We start from the raw sequence: 24,245 nt of genomic DNA on the forward strand, positions 1-24,245 counted from the left end.
GGGGCCCTACCGACGTCAGGAGCCCGCCATGTCCCGTCTTGCCGCTGTGATTGTCTTGGCCAGTCTCGCCATCACCCCGCTCACCGCCTGTCTGGCTGGAGAGCCGCAAGCGTCCATCATTGCACCGCTGGAACAGGTGGCCTCGCATCCCGGACGCGCGTTGTTGCCGGTGCTGCAGCCCGGCGATCCGGTGCGGCTGGTGCGTGAGCCCGACCACCCTTTCCAGCCGGGCGCGGTGGCGGCCTACTGGGGCGAATTCAAGCTCGGCTACCTTCCCGCCGCGTTGAGCGGTACGGTGTGCAGTGGCTGTGCGGAAGGCGAGGTGCCGGCTGCACGGGTTTCGGCAGTGGCCGGGCAGGGCGTAGCGCTGGAGTTGCTGCACCGACGGGCCTCATGACAACAACATCTGGAGCGTGAATGAGTGATCTCCTGGGGCATCCTGTCTGGGTGCTGCTGAGCGGCTTGCTGCTGTTGGCGGTGGTCGCCCTGGTGCTACGCGGATTCCGCCTGCAGCGGGCGCTGGAGGCGGCCAGGCACGCACACGCCCAGGCCGCGGCCGCGGCCGCGCGGGTGCCCGCCTTGGAAGCGTCGCTGGAGGCACAGCGTGCAGCGCAAGGGCAGGCCGAGCGCGAGCAGGCGCGGCTGCAGGCCGAGCTGGCGGCCGCCCAGCGCAACGCCGACGAAAAGCTGGCGCTGCTGCAGGACACCGAGCGTCGCTTCGGAGAAGCATTTCAGGCGCTGTCTGCACAGGCGCTGGAGAAGAACAATGCGGCCTTCCTGCAACTGGCCAACGAGAGCCTCAAACGGTTCCAGCAGGGCGCCGAGCACGACCTCGGTGCGCGCCAGAAAGCGATTGAAGCGTCGCTGGGTCCGGTGAAGGAGAGCCTGGGCAAATTTGATGAACGGGTGGCGGCGATGGAGCGCCAGCGCGAAGGGGCCTATCAGGGGTTGCGGGAGCAGTTGCGGCAACTTAGCGAACACCAGCTGCCGCGGTTGCAGAGTGAGACCCAGGCGCTGGTGAAAGCCCTGCGGCAGCCGCAGGGGCGTGGCCGCTGGGGTGAACTGCAGCTGCGGCGGGTGATCGAAATGGCGGGCATGGTGGAGCACTGCGACTTCACCGAGCAGACCAGCGCTACCAACGACGAGGCCCAGCGGCAGCGACCGGATGTGGTGGTCCGACTGCCGGGCGAGCGGCGTATCGTGATCGATGCCAAGGCGCCAATCGACGCCTACCTCAGCGCGCTTGAAAGTGAAGACGACATGACCCGGCGCGACCACCTGCGACGACATGCGCTGCAGTTACGGCAGCAGATCAAGGCCCTGGGCGACAAGCGCTATTTCAGCCAGTTTGATGACACCGTCGATTTCGTGGTGCTGTTCGTACCCGGCGAAGCCTTCTTTTCGGCCGCCCTGGCCGAAGACCCGTCGCTGTTCGACGAGGCCACCGACCGACGGGTGATGCTGGCCAGCCCGACCACCCTGATCGCCCTGCTGAAGGCGGTGGCCTATGGCTGGCGTCAAGAGGCGGTGGCGCGCAGCGCACAGGACATCGCCGCGCTCGGCAAGGAACTGGCCGAACGTCTGGGGACCTTTTCGGAGCATCTGGTGAAAGTTGGCAATGCCCTCGGGACCGCGGTTCGGCATTACAACGGGGCGGTCGGCTCGCTGGAGACCCGCGTGTTGGTGTCGGCACGGAAGTTCGAGGCGCTGGGGGTCGGCGGCGGTGACCCGCTGTCGCGACCGGAGCCGGTGGGGACCGCGGTGAGGCCACTGGCCGCACCGGACCCCGGCGAGGGCGACAAGGACTGACGGCGATTGCGGCCATGGCGGATAATCCAGCCATGAACGAGGCCCCCGTCCCTGGATCCCTGGTGATCGTCTCTGCCCCCAGTGGCGGCGGCAAGACCAGTCTCACGCGTGCGCTGGTGCCTTACCTGGCACAGCGTGATGTCCGTGCCACCCTGTCGGTGTCGTACACGACACGGGCCATGCGGGCCGGCGAGGTTGACGGTGAGCACTATCACTTCGTTGATGTGCCGCAATTCCGGGCGATGATCGCAGGTGACGCTTTTCTCGAGCATGCCGAGGTGTTCGGGCGCCACTACGGCACCGGTCGCGCCAGCACGGATGCGCTGCTGGCGGCCGGTGTCGACGTCATGCTCGACATCGACTGGCAGGGCGCCCGTCAGGTCCGGCAGCGCGCCGAGGCGGTGACCTCGGTGTTCATCCTGCCGCCCTCGCTGGCGGAACTGGAGCGGCGGCTGCGCGGGCGTGGTCAGGACAGCGACGAGGTGATCGCACGGCGCATGCGCGAGGCGCGCTCGGAGATCGCCCATTACGACGAGTACGACCATCTGATCGTCAACGAGGACTTCGAGCGGTCGCTGGAAGCGCTTGCCGCCATCTTCCTCGAGCGGCGACAGCGGCAGGCGATGCAACTGCGGGCGCATCCGGGTCTGATCGACCGGCTGCTGGCATAACGTCGGGCGACCCGGTATCCTCTGCGGTCTTTCGGCGCCCTGCCGACCCCGAAGCTGAGGATTTTCATGGCCCGCGTCACTGTAGAAGACTGTCTGGACAAGATTCCCAACCAGTTTGACCTCACGCTGGTCGCGGCCAAGCGTGCCCGCCAGTTGGCGCGTGGCGCCGATGCCCGCATGCCCTGGGGCAACCACAAGTCGACGGTGCTGTCGCTGCGCGAAATCGCCGAGGGTCTGACCGACCGGGCGGTGCTCGAGGAGCAGGACCTGCCGGCAGTGCAGCAGCCGAAGATGGAACTGGAAGCGCTGGACCCGTCGTTCGACGCCTGAGCGCTCCGAGGTTCTGAAAAGCCCGCCTGACGGCGGGTTTTTTGTGGGCGTCTTGCCGGCCGCCGGAACTCCATATACTCGGTCCATGGAATTGCCCGTCATCCAGCGCATCAGCACCGTGTTCCGGACCCAGCGGGCCGAACGTGAGTTCGGCATCGAGAGTCTTGGCCGATTGCTGGAGCAGTACCTGCCGGACGAACACATTGAAGAGGTGCGGCGCGCCGCAACCTTCGCACGGCAGATGCATTCGGGGCAGAGCCGCTCCTCCGGCGAGCCCTACATCTATCACCCCCTGGCCGCAGCCCGCATCCTCGCCGAGATGCGGATGGATCACACCACCCTGATGGCGGCGATCCTCCACGATGTCATCGAGGACACCGGCATCTCGAAGGAGTCGCTGGCACTGGAGTTCGGCAAGGATGTCGCCGAGCTGGTGGACGGCGTCTCCAAGATCGACAAGATCGAGGGCATGAGCCGCACCGAACGGCAGGCCGAGAGCTTCCGCAAGCTGCTGCTGGCGATGACCCAGGACCTGCGGGTGATTCTGGTGAAGCTGGCCGACCGCATGCACAACATGCGCACCCTCAACGCCATGGCGCCGGACAAGCGCCGTCGCATCGCCCGCGAAACCCTCGATATCTATGCACCCATTGCCCAGCGTCTGGGCATCCAGGCGATCCGCACCGAACTGGAGGATCTGGCCTTCGCCAACCTCTATCCGAACCGCTACGGCGTGCTGGCGCGGGCGGTACAGGGCCAGTTGGGCGATACCAAGAAGCTGATCAAGGAAGTCGAGTCGCGGCTGTCCACCAGCCTGCGCGAGGAAGGCATCGGCGCTTCGGTGGTGGGGCGCGACAAGAACATCTACAGCATCTATCAGAAGATGCGGAAGAAGAAGCTCAAGCTGCTCAAGGTAATGGACCTGCTGGGCTTCCGGGTGATTGTCTCGAAAGTTGATGATTGCTACCGGGCCCTGGGGGTCATCCACCATGTCTACAAGCCGGTGCCGGGGGAGTTCGACGACCATATCGCCAACTCCAAGGCCAATGGCTACCAGAGTCTGCACACCACCTGCATCGGGCCGGGTGGCCAGAAAGTGGAGGTGCAGATCCGCACCCGCGACATGCATCACATCGCCGAGAGCGGCATCGCCGCCCACTGGCAGTACAAGCTGGGCGGCGGTGGCGGCCCCTCGGCGCCACAACTGCGTGCGCGCGAATGGCTCAACAGCCTGTTCGACACCTACGGCGGTGCCGGCGCGCTGGACTTCGTCGAGAACGTCAAGGTCGACCTGTTCCCGGATGAGGTCTACGTCTTCACTCCCAAGGGCGAGATCCGACGCCTGCCCAAAGGCGCCACACCAGTGGACTTCGCCTATTCGGTTCACTCCGAATTGGGTAACCGCTGTGTCGCCGCACGAGTCGACGGACACCTCGAGCCGCTGTCGACGCCCCTAAAGCATGGACAGACGGTACAGGTCATCACTGCCCGGCACGCACGTCCCAATGCGGCCTGGCTGAACTTCGTAAAAACCGCCAAGGCGCGATCCGCGATCCGCGTGTTCCTCAAGAACCAGCATGAAGACGAGGCAATTCGCCTCGGTCGCCGTTTGCTGGAAATTGCCCTGCGTGAACTCCACGTCAATCTGGCGGTGCTCAAGGATGAGCCGCGCTGTCAGACCGTGTTGCGGGCCTTCTCGCTGGGTGACATGGAGGAGTTGTATGCCTCCATCGGCACCGGCGCACGATTGGCGCCGCTGGTGGCCCGGCACTACCTGCCCGACGGCCATGCCGACCGCGCAGCAACCAGCCAGGCGGCGCCGCTGGCGATCGAGGGCACCGAGGGCCTGGTGCTCGACTACGCACGCTGTTGCCGACCGATTCCCGGAGACGATATCCGGGGCCATGTGAGCATGGGCCGCGGCATCGTGGTCCATCGTATGGATTGCCGCCACGCCAAGGGCCGCCCGCAAGACTGGGTGCCGCTGACCTGGGCCGACCACTATCAGGGCGACTATCTCGCCGAAGTCAGGATGAAGGCGCTCAACAAGCGCGGGCTGCTGGCCAGCGTGACCGGCGAGATCGCCCAGGCCGAAGCCAGCATCGAGAATGTGCAGATGCCCGAGGATGTCGGCGGCGATGTGGTGGAGACCCGCTTTATCCTGTCGGTGCGCGATCGCGTCCATCTTGCACGCGTGATCCGCCGCCTGCGGCGGGTCGACTCGGTCGAGCGCGTTTACCGTCCCTGATTCCCTGTCCATCCCGAAACGTCCCATGAAAAAGCAGATCATCCAGACCGACCATGCGCCGGCCGCCATCGGTACCTATTCGCAAGCCGTCCGGGTGGGCGATACGGTTTATCTCAGCGGTCAGATTCCGCTGGACCCGACCACCATGGAACTGGTCAACGCCAGCATCGATGAGGAGATTCACCAGGTCTTCCGCAATCTTGCCGCCGTGGCCGAGGCGGCAGGCGGCAGTCTTGCCGACCTGGTGAAGCTGAACGTGTTTCTCACCGATCTTGCCCATTTCGGCCGCGTCAACGAGATCATGCGCGGCTATGTGCCGGAGCCGTTTCCGGCGCGGGCCGCCATCGGTGTGGCCAGCCTGCCGCGCGGCGCCCGGGTGGAGGCCGACGCCGTGCTGGTGGTGTAGTGCCGAAAAAGCCGGCACCGCCGCCACTGACGCTGGAGACCGCGGTCACCTTTCTCAAGGGCTGTGGCCCGCAGGTTGCGCAACGGCTCGCCCAGTTGGGCATCGAGACGGTGGCCGACCTGCTGTTGCACCTCCCCAGTCGCTACGAGGACCGGCGCCACTGCACCACCTTCAGTGCTTGGGCCGATGGTGCCGAGGGTGTGTTCCGGGCCCGGGTGCTGCACAGCGAGGTGCGGTTTGCGCCGCGTCGCAGTTTGCGGGTGTTGGTGGAAGACGACAGCGGCACCGCCCTGCTGCGCCTGTTTCACTTTCATCCCAACCAGCAGACGCTGTTGGCGCCGGGACGCTGGGTGCAGGGCTTCGGTACCGGGCGGATCACCCGCGAGGGGCTGACGTTTGTCCACCCGACGTTCGAGGTGGCCGACAGCGCCGACGCGTTTGTGCTGGAACCGCACCTCACGCCGGTCTATCCCACCACCCAGGGGCTGGCACAGCCACGGTTGCGCAGCCTGGTGGAGCGCGCCCTGGCCGTGGCGGCGGAGGACGCCGCGTTCCAGCAGCCGGTGCCCGGCATTGATGGCCCGGAAACGTTGGCGGCACTGAACCAGCTGCACCGGCCGACGGCGGACGATGCCATCGTTGCATTGGCGCGCTTCGAGCACCCCGCCCAGCGGCGATTGATTGACGAAGAACTGCTGGCCCATCAGCTGAGCCTGCGTTGGCTGCGGCGTACCTTGCAGCAGCGGCCGGCGCCGGCGATCGGCGCCCTCGCCGAGGCCCAGACGGCGTTGAGCGCCGGCCTGCCGTTCGCCCTCACCGGCGCGCAGCAGCGGGTGTTGACGGAGATCGGCCACGACCTTGAACAGCGCCGACCGATGCTGCGTCTGGTGCAGGGCGATGTCGGTGCCGGCAAGACCCTGGTGGCGGCGGTGGCGATGCTGGCGGCGGTTCGGGCCGGGTTTCAGGCGGCATTGATGGCGCCGACCGAGCTGCTCGCCGAGCAACACGCACGTAGCTTCCAGACCTGGTTCGCGCCGCTGGGGATCGAGGTGACGCTGCTCACCGGCCGTCTTCGCAAGAAGGAGCGCGACGCCGCGCTGGCGCAGCTGCAGGCGGGTCATAGCGGCGTGCTCGTCGGCACCCATGCGCTGTTCCAGGATGAGGTGCGGCTGGCTCGGTTGGGCCTGTTGGTTATCGACGAACAACATCGCTTCGGAGTGCAGCAACGGCTGGCCTTGCGGGACAAGGGGCCCGAAGGCCTGACGCCGCACCAGCTGATCATGAGTGCGACGCCGATCCCGCGCACCTTGGCGCAAACCGTTCACGCTGACCTGGACATCAGCGTGATTGACGAGTTGCCGCCGGGACGCACGCCGGTACGCACGGTGGCGATGTCCAACAGTCGCCGCAGCGAGGTGTTCGCCCGCATCGGCGAGGTCTGCGCGCAAGGGCGTCAGGCCTACTGGGTCTGCACCCTGGTGGAGGTGTCGGACCAGCTCGAGGCGCAGGCCGCTGAAGAAACCGCCGCGCAGCTGCGGGAGGCGCTGCCGCAACTGCAGGTGGGCCTGGTTCACGGTCGCATGCGTGGCGAGGACAAGGAGGCGCAGATGCGTGCGTTCAAGGAGGGCCGAACGCAGCTGCTGGTGGCGACGACCGTGATTGAAGTGGGTGTCGATGTCCCCAATGCGTCGATCATGATCATCGAGAATGCCGAGCGACTCGGCCTTTCGCAGCTGCATCAGTTACGCGGTCGGGTGGGGCGGGGCAGTGTCGAGAGTCAGTGCGTGCTGCTGTACCAGCCTCCGCTGTCGGAGATGGCGCGTGCGCGGCTCGGTGTCATGCGGCAGAGCAATGACGGTTTTGTCATTGCCCGCACCGATCTCGAATTGCGCGGACCCGGTGAGCTGCTCGGGCGGCGCCAGACCGGGCTGGTGGGACTGAAGATCGCCGATCCGGTGCGCGATGCCGCGCGGGTCGCCCGCCTGCAGCCCCTGGCGGACGAGCTGCTGGCAAGTGCGCCGACGGTGGCGCGAAGGTTGATCCGCCGATGGGTCGGCGATTTCGACCGCTACGGCCAGGTCTGAGCGGCAGCCGCGCACGGCCGCCGCCCGCCTGCCCGCGACCGGATCAGGTTTTCTGTGAGGCCTTGAGGGCCTCGGCCAGGCCTTCGATATGCAGTGACCGCTGTGGGAAGGGGATCTCGATGTCCTCGGCGTCGAACACCAGCTTGATGCGCTCGGTGAGATCGCAGCGGGTGCCCCACCAGTCGCTGGACTTGGTCCAGCCGCGGAAGGCGAAGTTGACCGAGTTGTCGGCCAGCTCCTTCACCTGCACGGTGGGCGCCGGCTCCGGCAGGATGCGGTCTTCTTCGGCCAGCATCTTTTCCAGCAGTAGCTTCGCCTTGCGCAGGTCCGAGCCGTAGCCGATGCCCACCGTCAGATCGATGCGACGGGTCGGCAGTGCCGAGTAGTTGGTGATGGTCTGGGTGGTGATGTTGGAGTTCGGCACGATCACCACCTGGTTGTCGAGTGTCTTCATCGTCGTATGGATGATCTTGACCTCATCGACCACCCCCATGGTGCCGCCGATCTCGACGAAATCACCCCGCTTGAACGGCCGGAAGATGATGAGGATCACGCCGGCGGCAAGGCTGGACAGCTGCCCCTGCAATGCCAGACCGATGGCCAGTGCGGCGCCGCCAAGCACGGCTGCGGCCGAGGTCGTGTCGACCCCGAGGTGCCCCAGTGCCGAAATGATGACGATGGCGAGCCCGACGCCGTACAGCACGTTGGAGAGGAAGCTGGCGAGGGTCTCGTCAGTGTTGGCACGACGCATCATGCGTCGCAACAGGGCGATGAGACCCTTGATCACCCATTTGCCGATGAAGAAGGTGGCCAGTGCGGCGACCACGTTGAGGACCAGGGGTAGGCCAGTGGCGACCAGCGCCTCGGTGTCGGACAGGCGATCAAGCAGTTCAGTCATGAAAATCCCTTTAGCAGTCGTGGGAATGGAACACGGGGGGACAGGGTCGCAAGAACGCTTCGCAATTTCAAAGGCTGAAGCGCTGCCAGCGCCGTGGGCGCTGAATGTCCGCCCTGAAATGCGACAGCCCCCGCCCGTTGCGACGGGTGGGGGCTGTGATTAATTATAAACAATTAAAAAGTTAATCAATTTTATTTAACAACGATCGTGATCGTTTTCGATGTCACTGGCGGTTGATGCGGCTGATGTTTCCAATCGCCCAACACCAGTTGCAGGGTATGTTTTCCGGGGGCCAGCTTGACCGTGGTTTCGGTCTGTCCGCCGCCGAAGTGCACCACCTGCTCACTGGCCGGCAGGGGCTGGCCGAGATTGACGGTGGGGTTGTCGATCAGCAGGTGGTGATGGCCGGTGTTCTCCTGGTTCACCCCCGCCGGGGCCACGCCCATGTTGCGCAGGCCGAAAACCACCTTGACCGGGTTGCTGACGGTGGCGCCGTCGCGTGGTTCGAGGAAGTACACCTCGGCCCCGGTCGGGGCCGGCTGCGCCAGGCCCAGTTCGGTTTCCATCTTCTGGCTGGCCTGTTTGCCGGCCTGCTGTTTCAGCGACTCTTTCCAATCGGCAGTGGCGAAGCCGGGGAGGGCGAGCGTGAAGGCCAGTGTGATGGCGAGCGGGGTCTTGCGCATGAAGAGCTCCGTAGGGTCAGGTGAATCTAAGGGACCCCGAGATTAGGGGATCGTTCGTCATGCGGCTATACTCGCGCCGCCGCAAGCACCTCCGGTGGTGCCTGATGGCCTGGCCGCGCGACGCAACGTCGCCTGGCCCGTACCCCAACCCATCGCCTGAACCGGTGCCCCTCTGACGAGCGGGCGCGGGCGTACAGGACCTCAGGACGGCACGTTCGCCCGGTGGTTCCTCGCCTGCAATCGTGGCGCGGAATGACTTCGCAAGTGCCTCCTCCGGTCCGCTCTGGAGTCAATAGACACATGTCGTTTTCTGAACTGGGACTGCACGAGTCCCTGATGCGCGCCGTGGCGCGCGAGGGCTACACCACCCCGACCCCGATCCAGGCCAAGGCCATCCCCCAGGTGCTGGCAGGCGGCGACGTCCTGGCGGCGGCGCAGACGGGAACTGGCAAGACGGCGGCGTTCACCTTGCCGATCCTGCACCGCTTGGCCGAACAGGGCATCGAGCAGGGGCGGCGTGCTCCGCGGGTGCTGGTGCTGGTACCCACCCGTGAACTGGCTGCCCAGGTCGGCGAGTCGGTTGCCACCTATGGACGCGATCTCACCCTCAAGCACGCGGTCATCTTCGGAGGTGTCGGCATCAATCCGCAGATCGATCTGCTGCGTCGCGGGGTCGATATTCTGGTCGCCACCCCCGGGCGTCTGCTCGACCTCGCCGGTCAGCGCGCTGCCGACCTGTCGAAGATTCAGACCCTGGTGCTGGACGAAGCCGACCGCATGCTCGACATGGGGTTCATGCCCGATATCAAGCGGGTGCTCAAGCTGCTGCCGGCGAAGCGGCAGAACCTGCTGTTTTCCGCCACCTTCTCGCCCGACATCCGCAAGCTCGCCGAAGGGCTGCTGCACCAGCCGGTGAGCATCGACATCGCGCCCCGCAATGCGGCGGCGGAAAGCGTCGGTCAGCGGGTGGTCTATGCCGAGAAGGGCGACAAGCCGGGCCTGCTCGGCTTCATGATCTCGCGCGGCAACTGGCAGCAGGTACTGGTCTTCACCCGCACCAAGCATGGTGCCAATCGTCTCTGCGAGCGCCTGATCAAGGACGGTCTCAGCGCCGCCGCGCTGCATGGCAACAAAAGCCAGAATGCGCGCACCAAGGCGCTCGCCGGGTTCAAGACCGGTGAGGTGCGGGTGCTGGTGGCGACCGACATCGCAGCCCGAGGGATCGACATCGACGAGCTGCCGCACGTCATCAATTTCGAGCTGCCCAACGTGCCCGAGGACTACGTCCATCGCATCGGACGCACCGGTCGTGCCGGCTTGACCGGCGAGGCGCTGTCGCTGGTGTCGCGTGAGGAGTTCCCGCTGCTGAAGGACATCGAGCGGCTGATCAAGCGGCAGATTCCGGTGTTCGAGGTGGAGGGCTATCAACTGTCACCGCCGGGCCAGGCGCCGAAGGAAGAACCGCGCCCGCCGCGGCCACAGCAGCGACGTGGTGGCGGCGGTGGCCGCCCGGGCGGTGGTGGTGGCGGGCAGGGGCCACGCAGCGGGCGTGGCGGCCGCGGCGGCGCGCCGAAGAGCCAGAAAAGTGCAGAGCACCTGATGGGCAAGTCGCGCAAGGTGCATTGAGCCGGACCGACGCCGTGCCAGCACCGTGGAATCGACGGGCATGCCTTTCCGGGGCATGCCCGTTTTTCGTCAGGCGTTGAAGACTTCGGCGCCGTCTGCGCTGCCGATGATCAGCAGATCTGCCGGACGATGGGCGAACAGGCCCACGGTGACGACACCGGGAATCTGGTTGACGGTGGTTTCCAATCCCACGGGGTCGAGGATGCGCAGGCCGCGCACGTCGAGAATGAGATTGCCGTTGTCGGTGACCACGCCCTCGCGCCAGACCGGATCGCCCCCCAGTTTCACCAGCTCGCGGGCGACAAAGCTGCGGGCCATGGGGATGACTTCCACCGGCAGCGGAAAGTTGCCGAGCACCTGCACCTGTTTGGAGGCATCGGCGATGCAGATGAAGCGCCGCGAGGCGCCGGCGACGATCTTTTCGCGGGTCAGTGCGGCGCCGCCACCCTTGATCAGGCGCAGATGCGGGTCGGCCTCATCGGCGCCATCCACGTAAATCGACAGGGTGCCGGCATTGTTGAGATCGACCACGGGGATCCCCAGGGCCTTCAGCCGTGCGGTGCTGGCGTCGGACGAGGAGACGGCGCCGGGGATGTCGTCCTTGCGCTCTGCCAGCAGGTCGATGAAAAAATTGACGGTAGAGCCGGTTCCGACCCCGAGCACTTCGCCGGGGACGAGATGGTCGAGGGCGGCGCGGGCCGCGTGCTGTTTGGCGAGATCTTGCGGGTTCATGACGGAGTTCCAGGAGGCGGAGGGCGAGCGGGACGTGAGCCGAACAGGGCGGTGCCAATTCGCACCCAGGTGGCCCCTTCGGTGATGGCGGCCGGATAGTCGTCGGACATGCCGGCGGACAGCGTGTCGAGCGGCAGGCCATCGGCCTGCAGCGACTGCAGCAGTTGGCGCAGCCGGGCGAACGGCGCCCGTGCATCGTCACCGGGCTGCAGCGCCGCCGGCAGGGTCATCAGGCCGCGCAGGCGCAGGCCGGGCAGGCGGGCGACGGCGGCACACAGCCCCGGCAGCGCCGCCGGCGTACAGCCGGACTTGCTGGATTCGCCCGACAGATTGACCTGAACACAGACTTCGAGCGGGGCGTGCGTCGCCGGGCGTTGCGCGGACAGCCGCTGGGCAACCTTCAGACGGTCAATGCTGTGAACCCAGTCGAAGCCGGCTGCGACTTCCGCGGTCTTGTTGGATTGCAGCGGGCCGATGAAATGCCAGGTCAGTCCAAGGTCGCGCAGGGCGTCCATTTTCGGCAGGGCCTCCTGGACGTAATTTTCGCCGAAATGGCGTTGGCCAGCCTGCGCCAGAGTGCGCACCTCATCGGCGCTGCGGGTCTTCGACACCGCGATCAGCCCGACCGACTCTGGCCTACGCCCGGCAGCGTTGGCGCAGTCGCGCAGGCGGCCACGCAGGTCGGTCAGTCGGGCGCGGTAGTCGGGCATCATCTTGCTGGGGGGGCGAAAGCGCTATAACGTCGGTTGTAAGGGAATAAGCGAGGCGGCGACCCGCCGTCACAGTGTACTGCCGGGAGAACAACGACAATGGATATCGCGCAACTGCTGACCTTCGGTGTCAAGCAGGGGGCCTCGGACCTTCACCTGTCCGCGGGGGTCGAGCCGATGATCCGGGTCGACGGGGACGTCAAGCGCATCAACCTGCCGCCGCTGGAGCACAAGCAGGTGCACGACATGGTGTACGACATCATGAACGACAAGCAGCGCAAGGCCTACGACGAGTTCCTGGAGACCGATTTTTCCTTCGAGATCCCGGGGCTGGCGCGTTTCCGCGTCAACGCCTTCAACCATGCCCGCGGCTCGGGGGCGGTGTTTCGTACCATTCCTTCCAAGATCATGAGCCTGGAGGATCTGCACTGCCCGCCGATCTTCAAGGACCTTGCCGACACGCCGCGCGGCCTGATTCTGGTCACCGGGCCGACGGGCTCGGGCAAGTCGACCACGCTGGCGGCGATGGTGAACCACAAGAACGAAAGTGAGTACGGGCACATCCTCACTATCGAGGACCCGATCGAATTCGTTCACCAGTCGAAGAAGTGCCTGATCAACCAGCGCGAGGTGCACCGCGACACGCTCGGCTTTTCCGAGGCCCTGCGCAGCGCCCTGCGCGAGGACCCCGACACCGTGCTGGTGGGGGAAATGCGTGACCTCGAAACCATCCGTCTGGCGTTGACGGCGGCGGAGACCGGGCACCTCGTGTTCGGCACCCTGCATACCAGCTCGGCGGCGAAGACCATCGACCGTATCGTCGACGTCTTTCCGTCGGCCGAGAAGGAAATGGTGCGGGCGATGCTGTCGGAGGCGCTGCGGGCGGTGGTGTCGCAAACCCTGCTGAAGAAGAAGGGCGGTGGCCGCATCGCGGCGCATGAAATCATGATCGGCACCCCGGCGATCCGTAACCTGATCCGTGAGAACAAGGTGGCGCAGATGTATTCGTCGATTCAGACCGGGCAGCGCGATGGCATGCAGACGCTCGAACAGTGCCTGCGCGACCTCGTCAAGCGCGGCATGATCACGCCCGAGGATGCCCGACGCAAGGCCAACAAGCCGCTGGATATCTAGGCCGCCGACTTCACACGGAACCCAGAACATGGAACGCGATCAAGCGGTCAAGATGATGCAGCAGCTGCTCAACCTGATGAAGGAGAAGGGCGGGTCCGATCTGTTCATCACCTCGGGGTTTCCGCCAGCGCTGAAGATCAATGGCCAGATGACACCGGTGGGCGACAAGGCGCTGCCGCCGGAAGCGGCCGCGATCATGATGCGTGCCCTGATGAACGACCGTCAGACCAAGGAATTCGAAGCCACCAACGAGTGCAACTTCGCCATCTCGCCCCCCAATGTCGGCCGTTTCCGTGTCAACGCCTTCGTTCAGCAGGGCCGGGTCGGCGGGGTGCTGCGCACCATCCAGACCGAGATCCCCAGCTTCGAGCAATTGCGACTACCTGCCCGGTTGCAGGACATCGTGATGGAAAAGCGCGGCCTGGTGCTGATGGTGGGAGGCACCGGCTCCGGCAAGTCGACCTCGTTGGCGGCCATGGTGGGGTATCGCAACCAGCAGAGCCGCGGGCACATCATCACCATCGAGGACCCGGTGGAGTACGTGCACCCGCACGGCGGCTGCATCGTCACCCAGCGGGAGGTGGGGGCCGACACCCAAAGCTGGGACAACGCCCTCAAGAACACCCTGCGACAGGCACCGGACGTGATCCTGATCGGCGAGATCCGCACCCGCGAGACCATGGAGTACGCGATCAACTTCGCCGAAACCGGGCATCTGGTGCTCTCCACCCTGCATGCCAACAGTGCCAACCAGGCGCTGGACCGCATCATCAACTTCTTCCCCGAGGAGCGGCGCGCGCAGTTGCTGATGGACCTGTCGTTCAACCTCAAGGCGATCATCTCGCAACGCCTGATCCGACGTGAGGCGGGGGGGCGGGTGGCAGCCATCGAGATCATGCTCAACTCGCCGCTGATCGCCGATCTCGTCTTCAAGGGAGAGATTCACGAGTTGAAGGCGGTGATGGCGCGCTCGAACGAGCAGGGGATGATCACCTTCGATCAGTTCCTGTTCAACCTGTTCGAGGCCGGCGAGATCAGCTACGAAGAGGCCCTGCGCAATGCCGACAGCAAGAATGAGCTGCGTCTGCGCATCAAGCTTGATTCCAAGCGTGCAGCGCAGAATCTGCTTGATGATGAAGGCGTCAACAGCCTGCTGATGAAGGAAGAGGAAATCGAACGCAGGGGCCTGCGCTGATGCTGAAAATCCTGCCGTATCTGAAGCTGGCGGTGGAACGCAATGCCTCCGACATTTTCTTCACCTGCAATGCGCCGGCGATGCTCAAGGTCGACGGTGATTTCCTGGCGATCGGCAAGACCACGCTCACGGCCGACTTCATCCGCGAACTCGCCCACAACCTGCTGACGCCGGAGCAACAGCAGGAGCTGCGCGACGAGTGCGAGATCGACCTCGCCACCCAGGCCGGTGGTCTCGGCCGCTTCCGCGTCAATATCTTTACCCAGCGTAACCAGATCGGCATGGTGCTGCGTTATGTCAGGGCCGACATCCCCCAGCTCGATGATCTCGGTCTGCCGGCAACGCTGAAGGATCTGGTGATGCTCAAGCGCGGGCTGATTCTAATGGTCGGCGCGACCGGATCAGGCAAGTCGACCTCCCTGGCGGCGATGATCCACCATCGCAACCTCAACGCTGCGGGGCACATCCTCACCATTGAAGACCCGATCGAGTTCGTCCACGGAAACCACCGCAGCATCGTCAACCAACGTGAGGTTGGCACCGACACTCGCAGTTACGAACGGGCATTGAAGAGCTCACTGCGCGAAGCGCCGGACGTAATCCTCATCGGCGAGGTGCGGACCCGCGCCACCATGGAGGCCACGCTGACCCTTGCCAATACCGGGCACCTGGCACTGTCCACCCTGCATGCCAACAATGCCTACCAGGCGCTGCAGCGGGTGATCAATCTGTATCCCGACGAGAACCGCGATCAGCTCTACATGGACCTGTCGATGACCCTGCGCGCGGTCATCAGTCAGCGACTGGTGCGGCGCAAGGACGGCAGCCGCACCGCGGCTGTCGAGGTAATGATCAATACCCCGTTTATCCAGGACCTGATCCTCAACCGTCGCATTGACGATATCCGCGAGGCCATGGCGCAGTCCTCTGACAAGGGCATGCTGAGCTTCGATAACTCCCTGTTTGCCCTGTGGAAGCGAGGCGATATCGAGGTGGAAGAGGCCCTGGCCAACGCCGATTCCCGCGCCAATCTCGAGGCGAAGATCAATTTCGGTGGCTGAAACCTTTTGAAATCAACCGTCTGGTGCTCCCCGGTAGTGGCAGGCCCGCGTCCGGTCGCGGTCGCCGCTGGCGCTGCGCCGGGTGCCGTGGTGCTTGCAAGCCCCCGGCCACCTCACTACAATCGCGCGCTCTTCGAGGTCCGCCCCCGGGCAGACTGAACTATTACAAACGATTGCGGTGAGTCATGAAGACGGTCTTTATCAACAATGAGAACGCCCAGCGCGACTGGTACGTTCTGGATGCCGACGGGGTCACCCTCGGTCGCCTCGCCACCGAAGTGGCACGCCGCCTGCGCGGCAAGCACAAGCCGGAATACACCCCCAACGCGGACAATGGCGACTACATCGTCGTCATCAACGCGGAAAAGGTGAAGACCACCGGCAACAAGGTGCAGGACAAGATGTATTACAGCCACTCCCAGTTCCCCGGCGGTCTGAAGTCGGTGTCGCTGGGCAAGGTGCTGGACACGCATCCCGAGCGCGCCATTCAGCACGCCGTCAAGGGCATGCTGCCGCGCGGCCCGCTGGGTTACGCGCAGTTCCGCAAGCTGAAGGTGTATGCCGGTGCCGAGCACCCGCACACCGCCCAGCAGCCCAAGACCCTCACGCTTTAAGGCGCCCCGCACATGGTTATCAAGAAAGCTTCCGCCGAACAGAAGTACGGCACCGGTCGCCGCAAGACGGCTGCCGCTCGCGTGTTCCTCAAGCCGGGTTCCGGCGAGATGTCCGTCAACGGCAAGACCGTCGAAGACTATTTCGGCCGCGAAACCTCGCGCATGATGGTGCGTCAGCCGCTCGAACTGATCGACGGTCTGACCCGTTTCGACATCAAGGTCACCGTCAATGGCGGTGGCCCGTCCGGTCAGGCCGGTGCCATCCGTCACGGCATCACCCGTGCGCTGATCGAGTACGACGAAACCCTGCGTGGCCCCTTGCGTGCCGCCGGCTTCGTCACCCGCGATGCCCGCGAGGTCGAGCGCAAGAAGGTCGGTCTGCACAAGGCGCGTCGCGCCACGCAGTACAGCAAGCGCTGATGCCGGAGCGGTCCGGGTTCACCCGGGCCGCTTTCGTCGCTACACTGCGTTGTCGGTGAGATCCCATTTGGGGGATCGTCTAATGGTAGGACCCGGGATTCTGATTCCCGTTGTCTAGGTTCGAGTCCTAGTCCCCCAGCCAATCTCGTGAAGAGCCCGCCACTGGCGGGCTTTTCGCGTTCAGGAGGTGGAGGTCATGGTCAGGCGTTATGGCGGTCTGGGTTTGTTGCTGCTGCCGGTGCTGTCGCTGGCGGCGGAGGGCATGTGGACACTCGACGCGCTGCCGCGCGATGCACTCAAATCCGAATACGATTTCGTGCCGGATGCCGCGTTCGTCGACCACGTTCGTGCCGCATCGGTGCGTCTCGCCAGCGGCTGCTCCGGCGGCTTCGTATCACCCGATGGACTGGTGCTGACCAACGCCCATTGCGTGGTCGACTGCGTCCAGTCACTGTCGACTGCAGACCGTGACCTCGCCGCCAGCGGCTGGGTGGCCCGTCAGCGATCCGAGGAGTTGCGGTGCCCGGCGATGGCGGTCAACCAGCTGCAGGCCACCACCGATGTCACCGCCCGTATTGCGGCCGCAACCGAGGGCCTGCAGGGCGAAGCGTTTGCCCGCGCACGCAATGCCGAGCAGTCCCGGATTGAAGCCGAGTGTGTCGGCGACGAGGCTGGGACACGGCGCTGTGACGTGGTCACCCTCTATGGCGGCGGCCAGTACCAGCTGTATCGCTATCGACGTCACGCCGACGTCCGGTTGGTGTTCAGTCCGGAGACGGCGATCGGCTTCTTCGGCGGCGACCCGGACAATTTCAGCTTTCCCCGCTTTAGCTTCGACGCCGCCCTGCTGCGGGTCTATGAAGATGATCGTCCGGTGGCGACGCCGCAGTATTTCCGTCTCAACACAGAGGGCGCGGCCGCCGGCGAGCTGACCCTGGTCAGCGGCCATCCAGGGCGAACCCAGCGCCTGCTGACGGCGTCGCAACTGCGCCGCGAGCGCGACCTTGATGTGTTGCAACGGCTTTTGCACCTCGCCGAACTGCGCGGGGTGCTGTTGCAGTACAGCCGGCTGGGACCGGAGGCTGCGCGGGTGGCGGCCACCGACCTCATGCAGGTCGAGAATGCCTACAAGGTGCTGGATGGCCGCCTGCGGGCACTGCACGACCCGCTGTTCTTCGATCATCGTGCCGTTCAGGCCCGCGCGTTGCGTACCGCGCTGGCCGATGACCCGAAGGCCCTGGCCGCCCTGACGGCAGCCGAGCAGGGCATCGCCGAAGCGCAGACCGCCTACCGGGCGCTGTATACGCCCTACCAGTTGATCGAGCGTGGGCGCGGTTTCGAAAGCGAGCTGTTCCGGCACGCCCGCACCCTGGTCCGGGCGGCGGCGGAACGCGAGAAGCCCAATGACCGGCGTCTGCGTGGCTACACCGAGGGCGAGTTGCCGCGTCTGCGGCAGCAGGTGTTGGGGGGCGCGCCGATCACGGCGGACTATGAACGGGCGCGACTGGCGTGGTCGCTGACCAAGCTGCGCGAGCGCCTGGGGCCCGACGATGCCTTTGTCCGGCTGGTCCTGGGCAAGGCCGACCCGGCGACCGTAGCCGATCGTCTGGTGGCAGGCTCGGCGCTGGCCGACGCCACGGTGCGCCGGGCCTTGTGGGAGGGCGGTGCCGAGGCGGTGGCGGCCTCCGAAGACCCCTTCATCCAGCTGGCCCGGGCGGTCGATCCGCTGGCGCGGCAGCTTCGTCAGCGCTACGAGCACGAGGTGGAGGCGGTCGAAGCGCGCCACGGTCGGACTCTCGCCGGGCTGCGGTTCCGGGCCTATGGGACGTCGGTCTACCCGGATGCGACGTTCACGCTGCGCCTGTCCTATGGCGAGGTCCGCGGCTGGCGTGAGGGCGACGCCGAGATCGCGCCCTTCACCACGGTCATGGGTCTGTTCGAGCGTGCCACCGGCAGCCCGCCGTTTGCCCTGACACCGCCCTGGAAGGCGGCGCAGGCGCAACTTGATCCGCAGCTGCCGTTCAATTTTGTCACCACCAACGACATCATCGGCGGCAATTCCGGCAGCCCGGTCCTCAATCGTCGTGGTGAACTGGTGGGCGTTGCCTTTGACGGCAATCGCCATTCGCTGGGGGGCGCCTACGGCTACGACCCCCTTCGCAATCGCTGCGTCGCGGTGCACAGCGCCGCCATCGTCGGCGCCCTCGGTGCCGTTTATGGTGCCGACGCGCTGGTGGCCGAACTCAATCCGTTACCGGTGCCCGCCGAAACACGCTGAGCCGATTGCCGATCGGGCTGACGGTGTCGCCGAGCACGCCTTTCTCGGTGATCAGGATCTCGTCGCTGCTGAACAGCGGCGGCTGGCCGCGCCGGGCCTGTGACGGAAACCGCAGGGTCAGCGGCGGCAGCGCGGCTTGGGTGTCGCCATTGGGCGCAAACAGGCGCAGACCGCCAAGGCCGAAGTCCGGCACCAGCAGGTAGGGGCCGTCGGCCGATGGCAGCAGGCTGAAGTCATCGGGCACGCCGATGAAGCTGGCGACGGTTTCGATCGGGCCGGGGCCTTCGGCGGTCCACGTCAGGCGGCGGACGCGCGCAATGTCGGGCAGCCCGCTCTCGCTGAAATAGAACTGGTCGCCGTCGGCCTGCAGGCCGTTGGGGGCGAGCATGCCACCCTCGAGCCATACCGAGACATCGGTCGCCTGCAACGGGCTGCCGGGGGCGAGCGCGACCCGCAGGATCTTGGGGTCCGGCAACGCAGTGGTCGCGACCGGCCCATTGATGATGTAGAGCGCGTCGTCGGGCCCCACCGCCATGCCGTTGGGCGCGGCGATCCCCAGTGGCGTGATGGCGGCCAGCTGCGCCACGGCGGTCAGCGGTGCCGCATAGAGCTGTCCGTCGAAACAGGCGGCATAGAGCGTCTCGGCACGAATCGCCAGTCCGGTGAAATTGCAGCCACTGGCCGATAGCGGTGTGGCAATCAAGCCCGATTCGGCACGGGCGACTTCGTATACATTCTCGCCGCCACTGACGAACAGCCGGCCGTCGTCGCTGAACAGCAGGTTCTCGGCGTCGGGAATGCGCAGCAGTGTCTCGAGGCGGCCACAGCCGGTGTCGACGCAGAGATCCTGCGGCTCGGGCAGGGCGGTGTCGGTGTGGCTGTCACCCCCGCTGCAGGCGGCCAACATCGCCAGCAGGAGAACGCTGGTAATCCGGTCCCGCAGCGTCATGCCGTGGGCACCTCGATCGCCACCGCCACCGCTTCGCCGCCACCGATGCACAAGGTGGCGACGCCACGGCCGCCGCCCCGTGCCCTCAGGGCGCCGATCAGTGTGGTCAGGATGCGGGCGCCGGAGGCGCCAATCGGATGGCCGAGCGCACAGGCGCCGCCATTGACGTTGACGCGATCATGGGAAAGGCCGTGCTCCTGCATGGCGGCCATGGTCACCACCGCAAAGGCTTCATTGATCTCCCACAGGTCGACATCGGCCACGGCCCAGCCGATTTTTGCCAGCAACTTGCGGATGGCATCCACCGGCGCCACGGTGAACTCGCCGGGGAGGCGGGCGTGGCTGCTGTGGGCGACGATCCGTGCCAGCGGGGTGGCGCCCGCCCGATCGGCTGCTGCGGCCGACATCAGCACCAGAGCTGCAGCGCCATCATTGATCGAACTGGCGTTGGCGGCGGTGATGGTGCCGTCCTTGCGGAACGCCGGCTTGAGACTGGGGATCTTGTCAGGCATGGCCTTGAACGGGCCTTCATCCCGGCGCACGGTGTCGGTACCTTTGCGACCGTGCACGTCGACCGGGGTCATCTCGAAGTCGAAGCTGCCATCTTCATTGGCGCGTCGGGCGCGGGCCAGGGATTCGATGGCGAAGGCATCCTGTTGCGCGCGGGTGTATCCATAGCGGTCGACCGCGGTCTCGGCGAACACCCCCATCGGTGTGCGCGTCTGGTAGGCGTCTTCCAGTCCGTCGACCGCCATGTGGTCGAGCACCTCGCCATGACCGTACTTGAGGCCGGCTCGCATGCGGATCAGGTGGGGGGCATTGGTCATGCTTTCCATGCCGCCCGCCACCAGCGTCGATACGCTGCCGGCGCGGATCATGTCAGCCCCCAGCATCACCGCCTTCAGCCCCGAGCCACACATCTTGTTGATGGTCAGCGCGGTGACATGGTCCGGCAGTCCGGCCTTGCGGCTGGCCTGTCGTGCCGGCGCCTGGCCCTGTCCGGCGCCGAGCACATTGCCCATGATCACGTCTTCGACCTGCTCCGGCGCAATGCCGGCACGCGCCACCGCAGCCTTGATCGCGACCGCGCCGAGATCACTGGCGCTGAGGGTCGAAAAAGCGCCTTGCAGCGCGCCCATCGGGGTTCGCGCCAGGCCGGTGATAACGACGTCGTCGGCAGTGCTCACAGTGTTCTCCAGCAGCAATTGGGCGGGCAAGTATCGCCGATGCCGGGGCCGGCGACCCACCAGAAAGACGGGGAAACCCGGTAACCTGCCCTGCCGTCCAGCCCGCATCCGGCATGACCGTCTTCGACCATCCCGATTTTGATCGCCATGAGCAGGTCGTGTTTCACCATGACCCGTCCAGCGGCCTGCGCGCCCTCATCGCCATCCACAGCACGCGCCTCGGCCCCAGTCTCGGCGGTTGCCGGATGTTTCCCTACGTCGACGAGGCAGCCGCGCTGACCGATGTCTTGCGCTTGTCGCGGGGGATGAGCTTCAAAGCCGCGCTGGCGGGTCTGCCGCAGGGGGGCGGCAAGAGCGTCATCCTCGGTGATCCGCGTCGCGACAAGTCGCCGGCATTGCTGCGGGCCATGGGACGTGGCATCGAGCGTCTCGGCGGTGCCTATGTGGTGGCAGAGGACTCCGGCACCAACGTGGCTGATATCGAGGTGATGTCCGGGGTTACCCGCCACGTCAGTGGCCTCACCGATGCCCAAACCCGTGCCACCGGCCGCACCGGCGACCCGTCGCCGGCAACCGCCTACGGCACCCTGGTGGCGATCCGTACCGCCGTGCGCTTCGCCTTCGGTCGGGATGACCTCGAGGGGGTGCGGGTGGCGATCCAGGGTGTCGGCAATGTCGGCTACCGTCTGGCCGCGCTGTTGCATGCCGAAGGCGCCCGGCTGTGGGTGGCGGATACCCATTCGCCGGCGGTCGACCGCTGCGTGCGGGCCTTCGGCGCGGTGGCGGTTCCCGTGTCTGCGATTCATGCCCAGGCGGTCGAGGTGTTCGCCCCCTGCGCGCTCGGCGGTGTGGTCAACGACCACACCTTGCCGCAGTTGCAGGCGCGGGTCGTGGCAGGGGCGGCCAACAACCAGCTGGCGCGGCCCGAGCACGACAGCCTGCTACAGGCGCGGGGCATACTGTATGCGCCCGATTACGTGGTCAATGCCGGTGGCATCATCGATATTCACCACCAGCGAACCGGCTATGACGCAGCGGCCGTCCGGGCCCACCTCGATCGCATCGGTGACACCCTCAGCGACATCTTCACCAGGGCCGCAGTGCGCGGTCGCGCCACCGGGGCGGTGGCCGACGCGCTGGCCGAAGCGGTGTTCCGGCCATGATCGACGTCGATGCCGATGCCATTGGTCAGGTCCTGCTGGCGCGGCGCGCCTGGTTGGCGGTGGCCGAGAGTTGCACCGGTGGCCTGCTGGCGGCGCGCCTCACCGATGTGCCGGGCGCTTCGGCATGGTTCGATCGCGGGGTGGTGACCTACTCCAACCGCGCCAAACAGGACCTGCTGGCGGTTCCCGAAGCATTGCTGGCCGCGCATGGCGCCGTCAGTGGGCCGGTCGCCGAGGCGATGGCCTCCGGTCTGCGGCGCCGTGCCGATGTCGACTGGACGGTCGCGGTCACCGGTATTGCCGGGCCGGGGGGCGGCACACCGGAGAAGCCGGTCGGGACGGTCTGGATCGCCTGGGCCGGGCCGGGCGGTGTTACCGCCCAGCGCCATCAGTTCGCGGGCGACCGGGCGGCGATCCGGCAACAAACGGTGAACATTTCGCTGCAGGGCCTGCGCGCCCGGATAACTGTGAAATAATACAGGTAACCTCACTCAGGACAGACCATGGACGACAACCGCAAGAAAGCCCTAGAAGCCGCCCTCTCCCAGATCGAACGCCAGTTCGGCAAGGGCGCGGTGATGCGGATGGGGGTCGACACGCGGCCGGAAGTGGAGGTGATCTCCACCGGTTCCATCACACTGGATGCCGCCCTCGGCATCGGCGGCGTGCCGCGCGGCCGCGTGGTGGAAATCTACGGCCCGGAATCATCGGGCAAGACCACCTTCGCCCTGCACGTGACCGCCGAAGCACAGAAGGCCGGCGGCGTGGCCGCCTTTGTCGATGCCGAACACGCGCTGGATGTCGGCTATGCCGAAAAGCTCGGGGTGCAGGTGAATGACCTGCTGATCTCGCAGCCGGACACCGGCGAGCAGGCCTTGGAGATCGTCGACATGTTGGTGCGGTCCAATGCCATCGACGTGATCGTGATCGACTCGGTGGCGGCGCTGGTGCCCAAGTCGGAGTTGGAAGGTGACATGGGTGATGCCTCCGTGGGGGTGCAGGCGCGCCTCATGAGCCAGGCGCTGCGCAAGCTCACCGGTACCATCAACCGTTCGAAAACGACGGTGATCTTCATCAACCAGCTGCGCATGAAGATCGGCGTGATGATGCCGGGTCAGAGCCCGGAGACCACCACCGGCGGCAACGCGCTGAAATTCTATGCATCGGTGCGCCTCGATATCCGCCGGATCGGCGCCATCCGCAAGGGCGACGAGGTGATCGGCAATGAAACCCGCGTCAAGGTGGTCAAGAACAAGATGGCACCGCCGTTCAAGCAGGTGATCTTCGAAATCATGTATGGCGAGGGGATTTCCCGCGAAGGCGAGCTGATCGACCTCGGGGTGGAGCACAAGCTGGTCGACAAGTCCGGCGCCTGGTATGCCTACAACGGCGACAAGATCGGTCAGGGCAAGGACAACGCCCGCAACTATCTCAAGGACCACCCCGAGATTGCCGGCGAGCTGGAGAAGACCCTGCGTGACAAGCTGGTCCCCAAGCGCAAGCGCGCGGGTGAAGAAGACGCCCCGACGCCCGCCAAGTAAGCCGCTGGATGCCGCCAGCGCCCGCGAGCGGGCGCTGCGGCTGCTGGCCCGCCGCGAGCATGGCGCGCGCGAGCTGACCGCCAAGCTGCGGCAGCGTGGCGCCGATGCCGACACCGCCGAGGCCGCGGTTTCCCGCCTTGCCGAACGCGGCCTGCAGTCGGACGACCGCTATGCCGAAACGCTGGCCCGCCATCGGGCCGGGCAGGGCTATGGCCCCTTGCGGATTCGTGCCGAGCTGGCACAGGCCGGTATTGATCGCGGGCGGATCGAGCAGGTGATGGAGGACCTGCAGGTGGATTGGGCGGCGCAGGCGGCCGCCATCGTCGAGCGGCGTTTTGCGGGCGCCGCTGAGGACCGGGAGACCGGTCTGCGTGCCTGGCGTCACCTCGCCGGCCGGGGATTTTCGGCGGGTGAGATTCGGGCCGCAGTGCGCGGCTACGACCCGGACGATCCGGGCGGAAGCTGACAGCCGCGAGGTTCCACCGGGCGGCCGTGAGTCCCGACGC

At 66.0% G+C, this 24,245-nt stretch carries 24 protein-coding genes and 1 tRNA gene; 19 read left to right on the forward strand and 6 right to left on the reverse strand.

What is annotated here, in order from left to right; translation table 11 throughout:
• The first annotated feature begins 28 nt into the window (after nucleotides 1–28).
• The 7 genes from JN531_RS09795 to recG all read left to right on the forward strand — a co-directional run bounded on the left by JN531_RS09795 (nucleotide 29) and on the right by recG (nucleotide 7,548).
• A complete protein-coding gene (locus JN531_RS09795) occupies nucleotides 29–397 on the forward strand; it encodes an HIRAN domain-containing protein (protein WP_228348692.1) in 369 nt (122 codons plus the stop codon).
• 20 nt (nucleotides 398–417) lie between these two features.
• Nucleotides 418–1,809, forward strand: a complete 1,392-nt coding sequence (locus JN531_RS09800) for a DNA recombination protein RmuC (RefSeq protein WP_228348693.1) — start codon at nucleotides 418–420, stop codon at nucleotides 1,807–1,809.
• Between the two features lie 32 nt (nucleotides 1,810–1,841).
• Nucleotides 1,842–2,480: a guanylate kinase gene (gene gmk / locus JN531_RS09805; RefSeq protein WP_228348694.1), complete on the forward strand. Its 639-nt coding sequence runs from the start codon at nucleotides 1,842–1,844 to the stop codon at nucleotides 2,478–2,480.
• Between the two features lie 66 nt (nucleotides 2,481–2,546).
• Nucleotides 2,547–2,810 carry a DNA-directed RNA polymerase subunit omega gene (gene rpoZ / locus JN531_RS09810; protein ID WP_228348695.1) on the forward strand — a complete coding sequence of 88 codons (264 nt, stop codon included), beginning with the start codon at nucleotides 2,547–2,549 and terminating at the stop codon, nucleotides 2,808–2,810.
• Between the two features lie 85 nt (nucleotides 2,811–2,895).
• Nucleotides 2,896–5,058 (forward strand): RelA/SpoT family protein, encoded by a 2,163-nt coding sequence (locus tag JN531_RS09815; protein ID WP_228348696.1) that lies wholly within the window; start codon nucleotides 2,896–2,898, stop codon nucleotides 5,056–5,058.
• Nucleotides 5,059–5,083: 25 nt separating this feature from the next.
• Entirely contained in the window at nucleotides 5,084–5,464 is a 381-nt protein-coding gene (locus JN531_RS09820; RefSeq protein WP_228348697.1) for a RidA family protein, read from the forward strand.
• Nucleotides 5,464–7,548: an ATP-dependent DNA helicase RecG gene (gene recG / locus JN531_RS09825; protein WP_228348698.1), complete on the forward strand. Its 2,085-nt coding sequence runs from the start codon at nucleotides 5,464–5,466 to the stop codon at nucleotides 7,546–7,548. Before JN531_RS09820 ends, recG begins: the two co-directional genes overlap by 1 nt.
• 43 nt (nucleotides 7,549–7,591) lie before the next feature.
• Here recG and JN531_RS09830 read toward each other — a convergent pair whose 3' ends face one another.
• Nucleotides 7,592–8,446: a mechanosensitive ion channel family protein gene (locus tag JN531_RS09830; protein ID WP_228348699.1), complete on the reverse strand. Its 855-nt coding sequence runs from the start codon at nucleotides 8,444–8,446 to the stop codon at nucleotides 7,592–7,594.
• Nucleotides 8,447–8,637: 191 nt separating this feature from the next.
• Nucleotides 8,638–9,129: a DUF4399 domain-containing protein gene (locus JN531_RS09835; RefSeq protein WP_228348700.1), complete on the reverse strand. Its 492-nt coding sequence runs from the start codon at nucleotides 9,127–9,129 to the stop codon at nucleotides 8,638–8,640.
• Nucleotides 9,130–9,429: 300 nt separating this feature from the next.
• Between JN531_RS09835 and JN531_RS09840 the strand changes: the two genes are divergently transcribed.
• Nucleotides 9,430–10,755 carry a DEAD/DEAH box helicase gene (locus JN531_RS09840; protein ID WP_228348701.1) on the forward strand — a complete coding sequence of 442 codons (1,326 nt, stop codon included), beginning with the start codon at nucleotides 9,430–9,432 and terminating at the stop codon, nucleotides 10,753–10,755.
• A 69-nt stretch (nucleotides 10,756–10,824) separates the two neighbouring features.
• Here JN531_RS09840 and rpiA read toward each other — a convergent pair whose 3' ends face one another.
• Nucleotides 10,825–11,487 (reverse strand): ribose-5-phosphate isomerase RpiA, encoded by a 663-nt coding sequence (gene rpiA, locus JN531_RS09845; RefSeq protein ID WP_228348702.1) that lies wholly within the window; start codon nucleotides 11,485–11,487, stop codon nucleotides 10,825–10,827.
• Nucleotides 11,484–12,197: a YggS family pyridoxal phosphate-dependent enzyme gene (locus JN531_RS09850; protein ID WP_228348703.1), complete on the reverse strand. Its 714-nt coding sequence runs from the start codon at nucleotides 12,195–12,197 to the stop codon at nucleotides 11,484–11,486. The genes rpiA and JN531_RS09850 overlap by 4 nt, the downstream gene beginning before the upstream one ends.
• Nucleotides 12,198–12,296: 99 nt before the next feature.
• Here JN531_RS09850 and JN531_RS09855 point away from each other — a divergent pair, with 99 nt between their 5' ends.
• From JN531_RS09855 to JN531_RS09885, 7 genes are all read left to right on the forward strand, one after another.
• Entirely contained in the window at nucleotides 12,297–13,331 is a 1,035-nt protein-coding gene (locus tag JN531_RS09855; RefSeq protein ID WP_228348704.1) for a type IV pilus twitching motility protein PilT, read from the forward strand.
• 28 nt (nucleotides 13,332–13,359) lie between these two features.
• On the forward strand, nucleotides 13,360–14,526 hold the full coding sequence (locus JN531_RS09860; RefSeq protein WP_275591450.1) for a PilT/PilU family type 4a pilus ATPase: 1,167 nt from the start codon (nucleotides 13,360–13,362) through the stop codon (nucleotides 14,524–14,526).
• On the forward strand, nucleotides 14,526–15,587 hold the full coding sequence (locus tag JN531_RS09865) for a PilT/PilU family type 4a pilus ATPase (RefSeq protein ID WP_228348705.1): 1,062 nt from the start codon (nucleotides 14,526–14,528) through the stop codon (nucleotides 15,585–15,587). The genes JN531_RS09860 and JN531_RS09865 overlap by 1 nt, the downstream gene beginning before the upstream one ends.
• Before the next feature lie 185 nt (nucleotides 15,588–15,772).
• On the forward strand, nucleotides 15,773–16,201 hold the full coding sequence (gene rplM, locus JN531_RS09870) for a 50S ribosomal protein L13 (RefSeq protein ID WP_228348706.1): 429 nt from the start codon (nucleotides 15,773–15,775) through the stop codon (nucleotides 16,199–16,201).
• Nucleotides 16,202–16,213: 12 nt separating this feature from the next.
• Nucleotides 16,214–16,621 (forward strand): 30S ribosomal protein S9, encoded by a 408-nt coding sequence (rpsI, locus tag JN531_RS09875; RefSeq protein WP_228348707.1) that lies wholly within the window; start codon nucleotides 16,214–16,216, stop codon nucleotides 16,619–16,621.
• A 68-nt stretch (nucleotides 16,622–16,689) separates the two neighbouring features.
• A tRNA-Gln gene (locus JN531_RS09880) sits at nucleotides 16,690–16,763 on the forward strand.
• Nucleotides 16,764–16,817: 54 nt separating this feature from the next.
• Nucleotides 16,818–18,899 carry a S46 family peptidase gene (locus JN531_RS09885; RefSeq protein WP_228348708.1) on the forward strand — a complete coding sequence of 694 codons (2,082 nt, stop codon included), beginning with the start codon at nucleotides 16,818–16,820 and terminating at the stop codon, nucleotides 18,897–18,899.
• On the opposite strand, the gene JN531_RS09890 is transcribed toward JN531_RS09885, so the two are convergent.
• Together JN531_RS09890 and JN531_RS09895 are read right to left on the reverse strand one after the other, a co-directional pair.
• Entirely contained in the window at nucleotides 18,865–19,848 is a 984-nt protein-coding gene (locus JN531_RS09890) for an SMP-30/gluconolactonase/LRE family protein (protein WP_228348709.1), read from the reverse strand. The genes JN531_RS09885 and JN531_RS09890 overlap by 35 nt on opposite strands.
• The gene (locus tag JN531_RS09895; protein ID WP_228348710.1) at nucleotides 19,845–21,035 is read right to left on the reverse strand and encodes an acetyl-CoA C-acyltransferase; all 1,191 of its coding nucleotides are present in this window, start codon (nucleotides 21,033–21,035) and stop codon (nucleotides 19,845–19,847) included. Before JN531_RS09895 ends, JN531_RS09890 begins: the two co-directional genes overlap by 4 nt.
• A gap of 113 nt (nucleotides 21,036–21,148) precedes the next feature.
• Between JN531_RS09895 and JN531_RS09900 the strand changes: the two genes are divergently transcribed.
• Genes JN531_RS09900 through JN531_RS09915 form a run of 4 tightly spaced genes read left to right on the forward strand, consistent with a single transcriptional unit; the run spans nucleotide 21,149 to nucleotide 24,205 of the window.
• On the forward strand, nucleotides 21,149–22,198 hold the full coding sequence (locus tag JN531_RS09900) for a Leu/Phe/Val dehydrogenase (protein ID WP_228348711.1): 1,050 nt from the start codon (nucleotides 21,149–21,151) through the stop codon (nucleotides 22,196–22,198).
• A complete protein-coding gene (locus JN531_RS09905) occupies nucleotides 22,195–22,674 on the forward strand; it encodes a CinA family protein (RefSeq protein WP_228348712.1) in 480 nt (159 codons plus the stop codon). The genes JN531_RS09900 and JN531_RS09905 overlap by 4 nt, the downstream gene beginning before the upstream one ends.
• A gap of 27 nt (nucleotides 22,675–22,701) precedes the next feature.
• A complete protein-coding gene (gene recA / locus JN531_RS09910; RefSeq protein ID WP_228348713.1) occupies nucleotides 22,702–23,739 on the forward strand; it encodes a recombinase RecA in 1,038 nt (345 codons plus the stop codon).
• On the forward strand, nucleotides 23,708–24,205 hold the full coding sequence (locus tag JN531_RS09915; protein WP_228348714.1) for a regulatory protein RecX: 498 nt from the start codon (nucleotides 23,708–23,710) through the stop codon (nucleotides 24,203–24,205). Before recA ends, JN531_RS09915 begins: the two co-directional genes overlap by 32 nt.
• Nucleotides 24,206–24,245 lie beyond the last annotated feature (40 nt).

Origin of the sequence: Flagellatimonas centrodinii, assembly GCF_016918765.2 — a bacterium.
In the GTDB taxonomy this organism is placed as follows: domain Bacteria; phylum Pseudomonadota; class Gammaproteobacteria; order Nevskiales; family Nevskiaceae; genus Polycyclovorans; species Polycyclovorans centrodinii.